General features: G+C 60.9%; 10 protein-coding genes. 8 read left to right on the top strand and 2 right to left on the bottom strand.

Going from position 1 to position 15,330, the window contains the following annotated elements; genetic code table 11:
* Positions 1–50: 50 nt before the first annotated feature.
* Complete coding sequence (locus GOB90_RS05810; RefSeq protein ID WP_146885674.1) at positions 51–644, top strand: hypothetical protein; 594 nt, start codon at positions 51–53, stop codon at positions 642–644.
* Between the two features lie 176 nt (positions 645–820).
* Here the strand turns inward: GOB90_RS05810 and glyA are convergent, their stop codons facing one another.
* Positions 821–2,107, bottom strand: coding sequence for a serine hydroxymethyltransferase (glyA, locus tag GOB90_RS05805; RefSeq protein WP_276528596.1), 1,287 nt, complete (start codon positions 2,105–2,107; stop codon positions 821–823).
* Between the two features lie 225 nt (positions 2,108–2,332).
* Between glyA and GOB90_RS05800 the strand changes: the two genes are divergently transcribed.
* A complete protein-coding gene (locus GOB90_RS05800) occupies positions 2,333–3,784 on the top strand; it encodes an APC family permease (protein ID WP_146885678.1) in 1,452 nt (483 codons plus the stop codon).
* 137 nt (positions 3,785–3,921) lie between these two features.
* On the opposite strand, the gene GOB90_RS19470 is transcribed toward GOB90_RS05800, so the two are convergent.
* Positions 3,922–4,056 carry a hypothetical protein gene (locus GOB90_RS19470; RefSeq protein WP_260175935.1) on the bottom strand — a complete coding sequence of 45 codons (135 nt, stop codon included), beginning with the start codon at positions 4,054–4,056 and terminating at the stop codon, positions 3,922–3,924.
* Here GOB90_RS19470 and GOB90_RS05795 point away from each other — a divergent pair.
* The 6 genes from GOB90_RS05795 (at position 4,055) to GOB90_RS05770 (ending at position 15,327) form a co-directional block, all read left to right on the top strand.
* Positions 4,055–5,077 carry a hypothetical protein gene (locus tag GOB90_RS05795; RefSeq protein ID WP_146885681.1) on the top strand — a complete coding sequence of 341 codons (1,023 nt, stop codon included), beginning with the start codon at positions 4,055–4,057 and terminating at the stop codon, positions 5,075–5,077. The genes GOB90_RS19470 and GOB90_RS05795 overlap by 2 nt on opposite strands.
* A 133-nt stretch (positions 5,078–5,210) precedes the next feature.
* Positions 5,211–6,356, top strand: coding sequence for a metallophosphoesterase family protein (locus GOB90_RS05790; protein ID WP_242011827.1), 1,146 nt, complete (start codon positions 5,211–5,213; stop codon positions 6,354–6,356).
* The gene (locus GOB90_RS05785; protein ID WP_146885683.1) at positions 6,353–8,977 is read left to right on the top strand and encodes an AAA family ATPase; all 2,625 of its coding nucleotides are present in this window, start codon (positions 6,353–6,355) and stop codon (positions 8,975–8,977) included. The genes GOB90_RS05790 and GOB90_RS05785 overlap by 4 nt, the downstream gene beginning before the upstream one ends.
* 101 nt (positions 8,978–9,078) lie before the next feature.
* Positions 9,079–10,374 carry a DUF763 domain-containing protein gene (locus GOB90_RS05780; protein WP_146885685.1) on the top strand — a complete coding sequence of 432 codons (1,296 nt, stop codon included), beginning with the start codon at positions 9,079–9,081 and terminating at the stop codon, positions 10,372–10,374.
* Positions 10,375–10,564: 190 nt separating this feature from the next.
* Complete coding sequence (locus GOB90_RS05775; protein WP_146885687.1) at positions 10,565–12,826, top strand: EAL domain-containing response regulator; 2,262 nt, start codon at positions 10,565–10,567, stop codon at positions 12,824–12,826.
* A complete protein-coding gene (locus GOB90_RS05770) occupies positions 12,823–15,327 on the top strand; it encodes an ATP-binding protein (RefSeq protein ID WP_146885689.1) in 2,505 nt (834 codons plus the stop codon). Before GOB90_RS05775 ends, GOB90_RS05770 begins: the two co-directional genes overlap by 4 nt.
* Positions 15,328–15,330 lie beyond the last annotated feature (3 nt).

The raw sequence follows: 15,330 nt of genomic DNA, 5'->3' as shown, positions 1-15,330 counted from the left end.
TGAAAACACTCCTGGAATCATGGGACGGCTGGAAAGCCTACGATTACATCATGCTGGCGGATGACGATATTCTGTCCTGTCAGAAAAATATATCGGACTTCTTCACTCACTGTCACTGCCTGAACGCAAAAATCGCTCAGCCCGCGCTCATGTCGCAATCTTTTTTTACGCATATCATTACGATTGAGAATAAAAATTTCCTTTTCAGAAACACCAGCTTTGTTGAAATCATGGTACCATGCTTCCGACGCGATATCCTTGAAAAGCTCCTTCATACGTTTTCGCTCGGACACACAGGATGTGGCTGGGGGCTGGACAATCTGTGGCCGAAATTAATTGATTTTGATGCGATGTTCATCATTGATGACACACCGCTTCTCCACACGAGACCTCTCACCTCCCAGCAAGACAAAGAGGCAGAAAAAAAGCTGCTATCGGAGCTGTATCGGGTTACAAACACTCACAATATAAATGCGGACTACATCAAAACATTTTCCGGAACACTGAGAAACCGCGCCACCATCATGGAAAATGCTCCTGAATTTCTCGGTGTCCTGCTCTCAGGTTATTCAGATACAATCGCGCGGACCCCCGCTTTCGCACTGCAACTGATTTCACGACAATACATAAAAAACGAACTATAAACCCGGCCGATCCGGCCAGCAGCACCTGTACCCGATGAAATACGCGCTCCGTCACACGTAACAGTTATTGAGCGTTACAGGGGCGGAACGCCTCACATAAAAACAGCCGGACCCCGCAAAGGATCCGGCGGGCACACCCTCAAAAGCGCCCCACCCTCACAGGCGGCGCCCTCTCCTCACCTATAAATCGGGAATTTCGCACAAAGCGCCTTCACCCGCGCATGCACCGCGTTCTCCACCGCCGCGTCACCCTCGCCACCCGAAGCCGCCAGCGCCGTCAGCACCTCGTCAATCATCTCGCCAACAGCCCGGAACTCCGCCTCGCGGAACCCGCGCGCCGTCGCCGCCGGGCTGCCCAGACGAATGCCGGACGTCACCGCCGGCTTCTCCGGATCAAACGGAACCGCGTTCTTGTTCGCGGTAATCCCCGCCCGCTCCAGCGCCTTCTCGGCAATCTTGCCCGTCACCTTCTTCGGACGCAGATCCACCAGCAGCAAATGGCTGTCAGTACCGCCCGTCACCAGATCGAAACCGCGATCCACCAGAACCTCACCCAGCACCTTCGCGTTCGCCGCAACCGCCTTCTGATACTCACCAAACTCCGGACGCAGCGCCTCACCAAACGCAACCGCCTTCGCCGCGATCACATGCATCAGCGGCCCGCCCTGCAGACCAGGGAACACCGCCGAATTGATCTTCTTCGCCAGCGCCTCGTCATTCGTCAGAATCAGGCCACCACGCGGCCCGCGCAGCGTCTTGTGCGTCGTGCTCGTCACCACATCCGCATGCGGTAAAGGACTCGGATACAGACCCGCCGCCACCAGACCGGCGAAATGCGCCATGTCCACCATCAGCTTCGCGCCAACCTCATCCGCAACCTTGCGGAAACGGACAAAGTCAATCACCCGCGGATAAGCGGAACTGCCCGCAACAATCAGCTTCGGCTTATGCTCCCGCGCAAGAGCCTCCATCTCGTCATAATCCAGCAGACCGTCCTCGCGACGCACGCCATACTGAACCGCATTGAACCACTTGCCCGAATAGTTCGGCGCCGCGCCATGCGTCAGATGCCCGCCCGCCGCCAGACTCATGCCCAGAACCGTGTCACCCGGCGCCACAACCGCCATGAAGGCCGCCTGATTGGCATTCGCCCCGGAATGAGGCTGCACATTCGCAAAACCCGCGCCAAAAATCCGCTTCACGCGCTCGATCGCGAGAACCTCAACCTTATCGACATCCACGCAGCCACCATAATAGCGACGCCCCGGATACCCCTCGGCATATTTGTTGGTCAGAACACTGCCCTGAGCCTGAAGAACAGCCTCGGAAACCATGTTCTCACTGGCAATCAGCTCAATCCCGTCACGCTGACGAACCAGCTCATCCCCGATGGCGGAAGCAACTTCCGCATCGACCTCACCAAGAGGAGCCCGAAAAAAACGATGCAGATCCGTTTCGCTCACTTGCATAATCCCTGTCCTGAGCTTCACCTACGCAGCAGGCCCCCGAACCAGCCAGGTCCCTCTTGCCATCCGCGCGCTTGTAGCCCGATCACGCCCGGAAAACCACCAGCAAAACCATTGGCAAAACCCACCCGAAGCTGCGTTCCCCCGCGACAGACAGTTTAACAGCCGCTATTCAGCGCCGTAACAAACTCCCCGAACCATAATCCCGGAGACCTCACCTTCATGCCGCAACCGACGAGACCGTCCGCCCTGAGCGCACTCTTCCGCCTCAAACCGATGACAGATACGGATGACAGCGGCCTGAAACGCGTGCTCGGCCCCGCCAGCCTCGTCGCCCTCGGCGTCGGCGCCACCATCGGCGCCGGACTGTTCTCCCTCACCGGCATCGCCGCCGGCGATAACGCAGGCCCCGCCGTCGTACTGTCCTACTTCATCGCCGCCATCGCCTGCGGCTTCGCCGGCCTCTGCTACAGCGAACTCGCCAGCATGATCCCCGTCTCCGGCAGCGCCTACTCCTACGCCTATGTCGCCATGGGCGAACTCATCGCCTGGATCATCGGCTGGGATCTCGTGCTCGAATACGCCGTCGGCGCCGCAACCGTCTCGGTCAGCTGGTCAGGCTACGTCACCTCACTCCTCGGCGGATGGGGGCTCTCCCTCCCCGCACGCCTCACCGCCTCCCCCTTCCAGACCGTCACCCTCCCCGACGGCACCACAGCAGCAGGACTCGCCAACGTCCCCGCCGCCTTCATCATCGTCCTCGTCTCCCTCCTCCTCATCCGCGGCACCTCGGAATCAGCAAAGGTCAACGCCGTCATCGTCACCATCAAACTGTCCGTCATCGCCGCCTTCATCGGCTTCGGACTGCCCTATATCAATACCGCCAACTACCACCCCTTCATCCCCGCCAACGCCGGAACCTTCGGCCATTACGGCTTCTCCGGCGTCATGCGCGCCGCCGGCACCATCTTCTTCGCCTATATCGGCTTCGACGCCCTCTCCACCGCCGCCCAGGAAACGAAAAACCCCAAACGCGATATGCCCGTCGGCATCATCGGAAGCCTCCTCGTCTGCGTCGCCGCCTACGTCACCTTCTCCTTCGTCCTCACCGGCATCGTGAACTACAAAGACATGATCGGAGACGCCGCCCCCGTCGCCACCGCCATCGACAGAACCCACTTCGTCTGGCTCAAACTGGCCGTGAAACTCGGAATCATCGCAGGCTTCACCTCCGTCCTCCTCGTCCTGCTGCTCGGCCAGAGCCGCGTCTTCTTCGCCATGTCAAAAGATGGCCTGCTCCCGGCCCTCTTCAGCAAAACACACAAGCGCTTCCATACCCCCTGGCTCTCCAACCTGTTTTTCATGGTTGCAACCGGCGCAATGGCCGCCTTCCTGCCCATCACCGAACTCGGCCACATGACCTCCATCGGAACCCTGCTCGCCTTCACCATCGTCTGCGCCGGCGTCCTCATCCTCCGCCGCACCGCCCCCGATATGGAACGAAAATTCCGCGTCCCCGGCGGCCCCGTCGTCCCGGCGCTCGGCATCGTCTCCTGCCTCACCGTCATGGCCTCGCTCGACAGCCTCACCTGGCTGCGTCTCGTCGTCTGGCTTGTCATCGGCGGCGTCATTTATTTCAGCTACAGCCGGCACCACAGTCTGCTGAACCGCTGAAAAACCAGCCCCGAAAGATCCCGAAGCCGGGCAGCGCCCGCCCGGCAGAGGTCGCAAAGTTTTGCAGACCACTTTGTTCAGCAACAAACCAAAAGAGGGGAATCCACCTCAGCACCAGAGCCGGACTGACCGGAAGGTCAACCGGCCCCGGTCACAACCGAAACCAACAGACACAAATCGCCACGAAGCGAAACTGTTTCCGTCTGGCATCCGACCTGACCAGCATAGATGATCGTTCCGGTTTCAATCAGATCAGCCGGGCGACGGAACATGCGATGCGTCCTTCATATAGGCACCGAAAAAACAGCAACAACATCCATCCAGAGCTGGCTGTATCAGAACAAAGCCACCCTTTCCCGTAACGGCATCGCCCTCAGCCACGTTCTGGGAGAAGGCAATAACCGGGCACTCTGCGCGCGGTTCCAGCCCGAAATCGATGACTATCTCCTGGATATGGGCATCCGGGATGAAGCCGGGAAAAAAGCCCGCTTCGCAACCTTCCTCGATGATTTCGAAGCCGAAATCCGGTGGCTGAACCTGTCGCATACAACAATGATCATCACATCCGAGCATTTTCACCGCAGGATGACCAGCGAACAGAACATCGCGGAACTGCGCGATTTTCTATACCGGAATTTTTCCTCCATACAGATTGTCTGCTATTTCAGAGAACAGTCGGAAGTCAGAAAAAGCCTGTACAGCACAGGAATCAAAGGCGGAGATACCTGCAGAATCCAGGACTTCCAGAATGACGACCAGACAGAAACCCACTATTACAATTACAAAAAGATGCTGGATAAATGGTCCGCCTGCTTCGGCAAATCCTGCATCACCCGCAGAATTTTCCGGACAAACCTGTTCCCCGACAAAGATATAAGAAAAGATTTTCTGAATATATGCCGCCTGAAAATACCATCAGACAGCCTGGATTTTTCATCCACTCATGACAATAAAGGCCTGACACGCTTCCAGGCGCTCCTGGCACGCCAGGTCAACAAAGTCTTCCCGCGCTACAACAGGAACGGCAAGTATTCGTGGATAAGAGACCGCGCGGTCTATGTCATCTCCAGCTTCAGAATGTTCCGTCTGGGAGGCGCCATAAGCGACCCCAGACAAAAGCATTTTTACGCCGCGTTCAACGAGACCAACAAAGACTTCTTCTACGAATATTTCGGCGTAAAGGAAAATCTGTTTTCCGCTCCGCTGCCGCATCAGGCCACTGAAACCCTCTTCAGCCTGCTCTCGTCCGACCCCGCCACGTCCGGTGCCCTCGCCGCCAGGGAACGAACCTGACCCCAATCCTCCGGGTCACGCACACCATCCGTAACACCCTGAATCAACGCCACAAATAAGTTACGGACCCGAACGACAACCGCCCGCACACGCCGCGTAACCCTGCTCCCCACGCCCCCAACCCGCGCCAATATTGCCACCCCCGCCCCCTCATGACAGACTTCCTCTCATGAAGGTTCTCCACACCGCCGACTGGCAACTCGGTAAGCCCTACGGCCGCTTCACCCCCGAACTCCGCGCCGCCCTCACCGAAGCCCGCTTCGATGTCATCGACACACTCGGCAAAGCCGCCACCGAACACAGCGCCCGACACATCCTCGTCGCCGGCGACATCTTCGATACCGAAGGCCCCGAAGACCGCACCATCGTCCAGGCCGTCTCCCGCATGGAACGCCACCCCTGCCACTGGTGGCTCCTCCCCGGCAACCACGATTTCGCCCGCAACGGCGGCCTGTGGGACCGCGTCCGCGCAAAAGCCGGCGACAGAATCACCATCCTCACAACCCCCGAACCCCGGGAACTCGAAGACGGTGCCTGGCTCCTCCCCGCCCCCCTTACCCACCGCCACAATCTCGACGACCCCACCGAAGCCTTCGACACCACACAAACACCCGGCGCCCGGCTGCGCATCGGCCTCGCCCACGGCTCCATCCGTGATTTCGGCTCCCGTGGCGAGACGAACAACCAGATCCCCCCCGACCGCGCCCGCCGCGCCAGCCTCGACTACCTCGCCCTCGGCGACTGGCACGGCGTCCTGAAAATCGATGCCCGAACCTGGTACGCCGGAACACCGGAAACCGACCGCTTCCAGAACAACAATTCCGGCCACGCCCTCCTCGTCGAACTCAGCCCCGGCGCGGACCCCGTCGTCACACCGTTGCGCACCGGACGATTCCACTGGCTCATCCGCGAACGCACCGTCAGCAGCGCCGCCGATTTCGACGCCGACTGCGCCGCCCTGCTCAGCGAAACCGACGCGCCCAATACCCTGCTGCAACTCACCCTCGCCGGAATCACCGATCTCACCGACCGCGTCGCCATCCTCGCGAAAATCGAAAACGATCTGGCCCACCGCCTGCGTTTTCTCGATCTCCGCGACGAGAACCTCGTCGGCCGCCCGACCGAAAACGACCTCGCCGCCCTTGATGTCGAAGGAACCCTCGGTATCGCCGCGCAGAAACTGAACGCACTCAGCCAGTCCGCCGGCCCCGAAGCCCGCATCGCGCGACGCGCCCTCGAGCGCCTGCTCGTCGAATACAACCGCGAGGACCAGGCATGACCCTCCGCATCTCTCACATCACCGTCGAAAACTTTCGCAAATTCCGCGCTCCCGTCACCATCGACGGTCTCACCGACGGCCTCAATATCCTCATCGAACCCAACGAAACCGGAAAATCCACCCTTCTCGAAGCCCTCCGCGCCGCCTTCTTCGTCCGCTACGGCACGAAAAATCAGCTCACCCGCTCCTACGCCCCGCACGGTGACAGCGTCGGGCCGGAAATCCAGGTCGATTTCACCATCGACAACGCCCCCTGGAGCCTCACCAAACGCTTCCTCAAAAGTCCCTCAGTCGAGGTCACCTCCCCGGAAGGGCGCGCCCAGGGCGAGGAGGCCGAATCCCGCCTGCATACCCTGCTCGGCTCCGTAAAAGACACCAGCACCAAAGGCGATATCGCATCCTGGGGCATCCTCGGCCTGCTCTGGATCGGCCAGACCGAAGCCCTCTCCCTCACCGCCCCCGGCTCTCTCGTCCGTGACACCGTCCGCTCCATTCTGGAAGCCGAAGTCGGAGCCGTCCTCGGGGGTCCGGCCTGGAACCGGGTCCATGACCGCGTCGGAACCCAGTACGATCAGTTCTGGACCGCCACCGGCAAGGAAAAAGGCAAACTCACCGAAGCGCGCAAAACCGCCGAAGACGCGCAGACCGAAGCCGAAACCGCGAAAGCCCGCCTCCAGGCTCTGGAAGAAAACTTCACCGCCCTCGAACAGGCCCGCGCCGGCCTGAAACGCGCCAGCCGCGACATCGCCGACGAAACCGACATTCAGACGCGCAAAGATCTCGAAAAAGAACTCGAAATCGCCCGCGCCGCCGGCCAGATCCTCGCCACCCGCCGCGCCGAGAAAGAAGCCGCCACCAGCACCGTAAAAGCCCTCACCGACCTCCAGACCCGCCACCAGACCGCGCTGAAAACCCACGCTGCCACCGAAGCCGCCCTGACAAAAGCCCGCGACAAACGCAGAACGCTCGCCACCGACCTCGTCGCCGTCCGTGAAAAAACCAGCCAGACCAAAGAAACGCTCGAACAGGCCCGCCTCGCGCAACGTCAGACCCGCGCCGCTCTCGCCGAAGGCCAGAAGCAGCACGACGCCCTGCGCCGCCACAAAGCCATCGCCGCAGCCAGAACCCGCTACGCCGAACTCTCCCGACTGGAGCAGGAACTTCAGCAGGCCACCGCACTCAGCGCGACCCTGATCCCGCCCGAAATCCTCTCCGAACTTGAAAAACACGAGAAAAGAGTCGCCGAAGCCCAGGCCCGCGTCACGGTCGGCGCCACGCGCCTCACCCTCTCCGGCGACACCGCCGCCGTCACCTTCGACAGCCAGCCCGCCACGGCCGGCGAGCACAGTATCACCCGCGACACCACCATCCGCGTCGGCAACACCGAACTCCGCCTGCGTCCGCCCGCCAGTACAGCGAGTGCGGAACAGGATCTTTCCGAAGCCCGCCGCAAACGCGATCAGGCGCTGGAAGACCTCGGCCTCCGCAACCTCACCGATGCCCGCCTCCGCAACGACAAAGCCCGCGACGCCACCGCCGAATGTCGCACACTCCAGGCCCGCATCGATGCCGCCACCCCCGCCGATGACACCATCGCCCTGAAACCCGGCCCGCAGGCCCTGAAACTTTTCATTGCCGGCCTCCCCGCCGAAGACCCGCAGCCTCCCGCCGAAACTCCCGATCTCCCCGCCCTGACCAGCGCCGTCGAACACGCGGACACCACACTCAGCAAGGCCGACGGCACCCATCAGAGCGCGATCGAAGCCCTGCGCCGGCTGGAAACAGAAGATGCCCCCTTCGCCGCCGCCGAAGCCGGCGCGCAGAGCGACCTGTCAAACGCCACAGCCCGGATCAGCGAACTCGAAAAACATCCCGACTTCGCCAGCCTGAACGAAACCCTCGCCCAGGCCGGCAAACGTGCCGCCGAAAGCGCCGCCGCGCTGGAAGAAGCCACCCGCAACGCGACCGTCCACGATCAGACCACCATAAAACGCAAAATCGACACCATCGACGCCCGCGTCCGCACCGCCCGCGAAACCTGCCGCAAACTCGAAACCGAAATCGCAAAACTCGAAGGCACCATCGAAAGCGAAGGCGGAAAAGGCCTCGCCGGGCGGGAAGCCGCCGCCCGCGAAGCCGTCGAAGCCGCCCGCGCCGCCCTCCACCGCGTCACGGAAGACGCCGAAACCATCAAACTCCTTCGCAACACCCTCGAAGACGCCCGCAGGGAAACCTCCGCCCGCTTCACCGGCCCCGTCGCCGAACGCATGAAACAGACCATCAGCCGCCTCATGCCCGGCTCCGACCTCAGCTTCAGCGAAGACCTCGCCCTGGACACACTCATCCGTGGCGACACGAGCGAAGACTGCACCACCCTCTCCCGGGGCACCCAGGAACAGCTCGCCATCCTCACCCGCATCGCCTTCGCCGACATGCTCCGCGAACAGGGCCTCCCCGTCTCCCTCATCCTCGACGACCCCCTCGCCTATTCCGACGACGGCCGGCTCGAACTCCTCATCGACATCATCGCCGACGCCGCGAAACGCATGCAGGTCATCCTCCTGACCTGCCGCGAGCGCGCTTTCCGCCACGTGACCGCAAACCACGTCAGCCTCACCTGAAAACCACATCCCCCGGTTCTTATTCACCCGGGTTCATGCTATGTTCACAGAGCGTCACGGCGGACAGACAGCCGGCGGCCTGATGGCATGCGGGAGAAATTATGACACGTCGCGCGGGAAGTGCCGATCTGCCACTGCATGGCGGGCGCGTGCCGGCATGGCTGGCCGAGCGCATGAGCCGGCTCGGCGCGGTCATCACCCAGGCCGTGATTCATCATTACGGGCGCGACGAATTTCTGCGCCGCCTGGCCCACCCGTTCTGGTTTCAGTCCTTCGGCGCCGTGATGGGAATGGACTGGCACTCATCGGGCATTACAACAAGCGTGATGGGCGCCCTCCGGCGCGGCCTGGAACCCCTTTCGGCTGAGCTGGGGCTGCATGTCTGCGGCGGACGGGGCCGCCATTCGCGCCGCACACCGGACGAACTGATCGCCGTCGGCAATGTGACCGGACTGGACGGTGCCGCCCTCGGTCGCGCCAGCCGGCTGGTGGCCAAGGTGGACAGCGCGGCGGTCCAGGACGGCTTCAGCCTCTACCTGCACAGTTTCGTCGTGGCGGATGACGGACGATGGGTCGTGGTCCAGCAGGGCATGAACGACGGAACCGGATACGCCCGCCGGTATCACTGGCTGTCGGAAGGGCTCCGGAGCTTTGTGGAAGACCCGCATAGCGGGATCGACGGCAAACCCGCCGGAAACATCGTCAACCTGGCAGACCGCCGGGCCGCCGGATCGCGCAGCGCACAGCTTGAACTGCTGCTGGACGCAGGCCCCGACTCAGTGGTGCGGGAAATCGCCCTGCTCCGGCGCGGAACGGAAGAGCCCGAACAGGCCACGCTCCCACATCTGGTCATGCCGGACCATCATGACGTCCGATCCGGCGACGTCATGATCCGCCGCCTGCACGGCGCACTGGCCGCCGCCGCCGAATGCGGACCGAAAGATTTTCAGGAACTGCTGCTGGTCCCGGGCGTGGGCGCGCGGACCGTCCAGGCGCTGGCACAGGTCGCCGAGGTCGTGCACGGAACCCCCTGCCGCTTTGCCGATCCCGCCCGGTTTTCAATGGCCCACGGCGGAAAGGACCGGCACCCGTTCCCCGTCCCGACAGAGGTCTATGACCAGACGATTACAATGCTGAAAAACGCCGTTACAGCAGCAAAGCTCGGCAACACCGAGCGGCTGGAAGCCGTCCGGCGGCTGGATGCCCAGGCCCGGCGCCTTGAGTCGAAAGTCTCAGGACCGTCGCTTGAAACTTATATCGCCGGAGAACGTGCCGCCTCGCACAGCTATGGCGGCCGGAGCGTATTCGGATGGGAGCCGCCGGAGAAAACCTCCCGCGCGGGCGCCAGGCCCGCAATCCGACAGAAAGCCGCCGTCGGACAGCGCGATTCGCACTGAAATCATTGCGGGCCGACGCCCTTCCGCTCCGTTTCATAGTGTGGTTAAGCGTTTCGTTACCTACCGGGGTTTATGATAGAGCCCTTCAGACTACGCACACTGATTCTGTCGCGCTTGTCTGACTGTTTTTTCGCTGGCCGGGCACGCTGAAGCCCCGCCTGCCACTGCGATCCTGTTTCCTGAGGGCTAGATGAAACTGATCGCTATTGTGGACGACCAGTCCGCGAACCGGGCTGTTTTTGGTCGCCTGGCCAAAAAAATAGCGCCGGCTCTGAAGGTTGAATCATTTGCGTCCGCTGAAGAGGCGCTCGCTTATTTTAACACCGGCCACCATCCGGACATGGTCATCACGGATTTCCGGATGACAGGCATGGATGGCGCGGAGTTCATCAGCGCCCTGCGCGAGACCCCCTGGGCTCACGATGTCCCGGTCATCGTCATCACCGCGTATGAAGACCGCGCGCATCGTCTCGAGGCCCTGCGCGCGGGCGCAACAGATTTTCTGCTGGCTCCGGTCGATCACGGCGAGTTTGTTTCGCGCGGAAAAAATCTCCTGCATATGGCGACAAGCCGGAAACACGCGAAACAGCGCGCCACGGCACTGGAGCGGGAACTGGCGGACAGCCACCGCGCCCGGAATACCCTGCTGCGCCGCAGCAGGCAGCACCTGCTGCAGGTGATCGACACCGTCCCGGCCATGATCAGCGCAACCGATGAAAGCGGAAAGTTTGTTTTCGTTAACAGATGCATGGCTGAATCGATGCGGTCCACGCCGGAAGCCCTGACCGGCTCACCGGCCCCGCCCGGCCTGGAAGGCAGGCGCTGCGCGTCCGCCCGATGGGAACTGAAAGCGCCTCCCGTCGGCTGCTGCGGCGAAAGAAGACCGTGCTGCGAGGCACGATATGAAGAGATCGTCCGGGATACTTACGGAGCCGAGCGTGTTTTTCTGACATCGGAAACACCGCTTGAGGGCAGCCACAGTGACGCACCGCTATGGCTGCGGACATCGCTTGATATTACAGATCTGAAAGCCGCACAGGAAAGGCTCCATTTTCTCGCCTATCGCGATCAGCTGACAGGCACCCCGAACCGCCTCAGGATCGAAAAAACAATTCAGGCCCTCCTTTCCGGGAATGGAAAGAAAAGCCCGTCTTTCGCCCTGTTCATGCTGGATCTCGATCGTTTCAAAGCCATCAACGACACACTCGGACACAGCATCGGCGACCGCGTTCTGAAGAGCGTGGCGGGGCGGCTGGAAACAGTGCTCCCGGACGCCGTCGTCGTTGGCCGCCTCGGCGGCGATGAATTCGGTATCGTTCTGCGCCTGACCGGCACGTATCCGCATGAAGAGGCGCGCGAACGCGCCGTGACCATCCGGGATGCCTTTATCCCGCCCTTCGCCATCGGCCCGGACGACAGCACTCATCCGGACGCGGCGATGGATGACAGCGTGGTGATTACAACGGCGAGTATCGGCATCGTGGTTCACCAGGACGCCTCCGAAACGGTCGACATGCTTCTCAAACGTGCCGATATGGCCATGTATAAAGCAAAAACCGCCGGCGGAAACACATTCGAGCTGTTTCACCATGAAATGGAAGACGCCGAAGCCGCCGCCATGCGGATCGAACTTGATCTGCAATCGGTCGTCACCAGCCGCGAACTCATTCTGCATTATCAACCCCAGATCGACCTCAGATCCGGAAAGATTATCGGCGTGGAAGCCCTGCTGCGCTGGCAACGACCGGACGGAACACTTCTCCTGCCGGCAACCTTCCTTCCGGTCGCCGAAGAAACCGGGCTGATTGTGCCGATCACCGAATGGGTGCTCAACGAAGCCTGCCGTCAGCAGGTCGCCTGGACCGCGGAAGACATAACCGTCAGGATGGCCGTTAACATGTCCGGCGTGCTGTTCCGCCGGGCGGACATTCACAATCTTGTCATGGACGTGATCGAACGCACCGGTATTAACCCGGTCGATCTTGAACTGGAGCTGACAGAATCAGTCCTGATCGGCAACACCGATACCGCGAACCAGCAGCTTGCCGATCTCCGCAAACTCGGCGCCGCCGTGGCGGTGGACGATTTCGGCACCGGTTACGCATCACTGACCTATCTGAGCCGGCTCGTGATCGACCGGATCAAAATCGACAAATCGTTTATCGACCGGATTGAAAACTCGCCCTCCGATCAGGCCATTGTGCGTTCGATGATTGACCTATGCCGCAAACTCGAAATCAAAGTGACAACGGAAGGGATCGAGCGCCCGGAACAGGCGCGCTGGCTGGCGCGGCAGCGCTGCGATGAAGGACAGGGTTACTATTTCAGTCGCCCGCAGCCCGCGGACAAAATAGCGGAGATGTTTCACACCTCCATGAAGGCGGCGCACAGGGATGAAATGCAGATGTGCCATATAAGCGCATCCGAAGGGGGGCCTGAACTGGCGCCATGATCGACGCGGGTTTGCTGTCAGCAGCTACTCCCTCTTTATCCCGGCTGACCCGGAGCGAAGACGGAGAGCATCAGGTTGTCCTGAACCGGATTTCGATCACGCTCCTGTCCACATGTTATGTTCTCCTGATTTACCTGCTGGGAAATTCCTCGCCACAGGAAGCACTGTTTCAGGCGAAACTCTGTGGCGTTGCCCTGGCGGTCTCTTTTCTTTTTGGCGGCGCGGTGTGGCTTGCCCCCAGCCCATCCATCCCGAGACGCATGACCCAGTTCCTGTGGGATCTGGGATTCCTGACATTCGTCGTGTGCACCTGCGGGGCACCCGCCACGCCACTTTATCCGATCTTCCTCTGGACAACCCTGGGATACGGTTTTCGCTTCGGCGCCGGATATCTGGTGGCAGGTTCGATCCTCAGCGCATCCGGTTTTCTGTTTGCCAGTCAGTCCCTTCCCATGTGGAACGGCACAGATCACCTCCTGGGCGGCCTTGTCATCGGCCTGCTGATCATTCCGTTTTATGCCGCGTCCCTGACCCGCTTCGTCTCGACAATGCGGCTAAAAGCGGAAGAATCCAGTCGGGCCAAAACATTTTTCGTCGCCACTGTCAGTCATGAACTGCGCATACCCTTAAACGCCATTCTCGGGCTTGGCCCGATTTTAAAATCCGGACCGCTGAACAGCGAACAGCTTGATATGGTCAGCATCATTCACGAAGCAGGTCTGTCTCTCCTGAATACCATCAACGGATTACTGGAGTTTTCCCGCCTTGAAGACGGGCGCATGCCCGTCCGGACGCAGCCTTTTGCCGTGATGGCCTCCGTAAGACATGTCATCGGCATGCTCCATGTGGAAGCACGCCGCAAGGGACTGACTCTGACATGCGCCGTCTCGCCATCCGTGCCCCCCTGGGCAAACGGCGATAAACATCATCTTGAAGATATTTTACGAAATATAGTTTCCAACGCCGTAAAGTTCACGATCCATGGCTCCGTTACCGTCGCACTCGACGGAAAAGAAAAACCAGACGGAACAACGGAACTACATGTCACGGTGCGGGATACAGGAATCGGGATACCCCCTTCTGCAATCGCGCATATCTTTGATTCGTTTACCCAGGCGGATGGCACTGTCCCGGCCCGTTTTGGCGGAACAGGGCTCGGACTTGCGATTTGCCGCAAGCTGGTCGACCTGCACGGCGGCCGCCTGACCGCTGAAAGCACTCCTGGAGAAGGAAGCAGATTCCAGTTCACCTATGATGTCGAAAAAATAACCGGCCCTGAAAACAGAAAATGGCCTCCGATCATTTTTCTCACCCGGTCGCATGAGCAGCGGAAGACGCTGTTCCGGCAGCTACGCGGTATGAACCTGTTTGTAGAAGTCGTGCAAACCGTCGAAGAAGCCGGCGCACAGCTTCGGCAACTGAACGGACGCGCCATTCTGGCGACAGACCCGTCTTCCTCCGCCCTCGCCGTACACATTTGTAAAGACAGACTCAGGACCGTTCCGGTTCTTCTGCCTCATCTGACATTTGTCGGGCCCGTCCGGAACGAGGAGACGCATCCCGGCAAGACAGGTGATATGGCGCTCTGCGAAGTCTCCCTGACAGACCATCCCGACCGGATACGCGCCGCATTAACCCTGCTCACCCATATTATGCCCGATCATTCAGAACTCAGGCAGCCGGTCATGAAAAACGACGGTAGAAAATACAAGGTACTCATCGCGGAAGATTATCTGGTCAGCTTCATGGTCGCCGCGAAAATTCTGGAGCAGGCCGGTCATGAATGGGTCTCCGTCAGCAACGGAGACGCCGCTCTGGACGCGCTTGAGCATGAACCGTTCGACCTGGTGCTGATGGATGTCAACATGCCGTTACGAAATGGCATCGAGACGACCAGAATGTGGCGCCTGCGCGAGGCCGCCGACGGACAGCACACCCCGATCATCGCCCTGACCGCGGATGCCTCGCCGCTGATCCGGGAGCGTTGCCACGAGGCCGGAATGGACGCCTTCCTGCTCAAACCCGTTGACGCCGGACAACTGCTCGACCTGCTCGACCTCTATGGATCGGCGAAAACAGAGCCGGATATGAGCGCGAAAGACCCCGCACCGGATGCGCCGCCCGCCAGAGATGCCGTCGTGGTCGCACTCCCCGGCTCCGGTGTGAACCGGAAAGCAATGCAGGATCTCGACACGCTGGGCGGCGCGGCCTTTCGTGCCGACGTGGTCGCCGAATTTCTTCAGGATGCCGGAATAACAGTCGGACAGATGAAAGCCGCCTGCGAAGCAGAAGATATGGACGGCCTGCCCGATGCAGCCCATGCCCTGAAAAGCGCCGCCGCGAATGTCGGCGCCGACCGGCTTATGGCGCTCTGTCGCCGCTGGGGCGCGCCCGACAGTCCGGCCAGACCGGCAGACCGGATAAGGGCCGTCGAAGAGGAACTGGCACGGGTCCGGACCGCCCTGCTGCCCTACCTGGAGGAAACCGGCGAAGAAGCGTGAAAC

It is taken from the genome of Acetobacter oeni (assembly GCF_011516825.1).
In the GTDB taxonomy this organism is placed as follows: Bacteria; Pseudomonadota; Alphaproteobacteria; order Acetobacterales; family Acetobacteraceae; genus Acetobacter; species Acetobacter oeni.
This window is presented reverse-complemented; position numbering and strand designations above follow the sequence as displayed.

Bases quoted from the DNA above. Each gene is read 5' to 3' on its own strand.
- GOB90_RS05810 (WP_146885674.1), top strand. From the start codon at position 51: ATGCTGGCGGATGACGATATTCTGTCCTGTCAGAAAAATATATCGGAC.
- GOB90_RS05800 (WP_146885678.1), top strand. From the start codon at position 2,333: ATGCCGCAACCGACGAGACCGTCCGCCCTGAGCGCACTCTTCCGCCTC.
- GOB90_RS05795 (WP_146885681.1), top strand. From the start codon at position 4,055: ATGCGATGCGTCCTTCATATAGGCACCGAAAAAACAGCAACAACATCC.
- GOB90_RS19470 (WP_260175935.1), bottom strand. From the start codon at position 4,056: ATGTTCCGTCGCCCGGCTGATCTGATTGAAACCGGAACGATCATCTAT.
- GOB90_RS05785 (WP_146885683.1), top strand. From the start codon at position 6,353: ATGACCCTCCGCATCTCTCACATCACCGTCGAAAACTTTCGCAAATTC.
- GOB90_RS05780 (WP_146885685.1), top strand. From the start codon at position 9,079: ATGACACGTCGCGCGGGAAGTGCCGATCTGCCACTGCATGGCGGGCGC.
- GOB90_RS05775 (WP_146885687.1), top strand. From the start codon at position 10,565: ATGAAACTGATCGCTATTGTGGACGACCAGTCCGCGAACCGGGCTGTT.
- GOB90_RS05770 (WP_146885689.1), top strand. From the start codon at position 12,823: ATGATCGACGCGGGTTTGCTGTCAGCAGCTACTCCCTCTTTATCCCGG.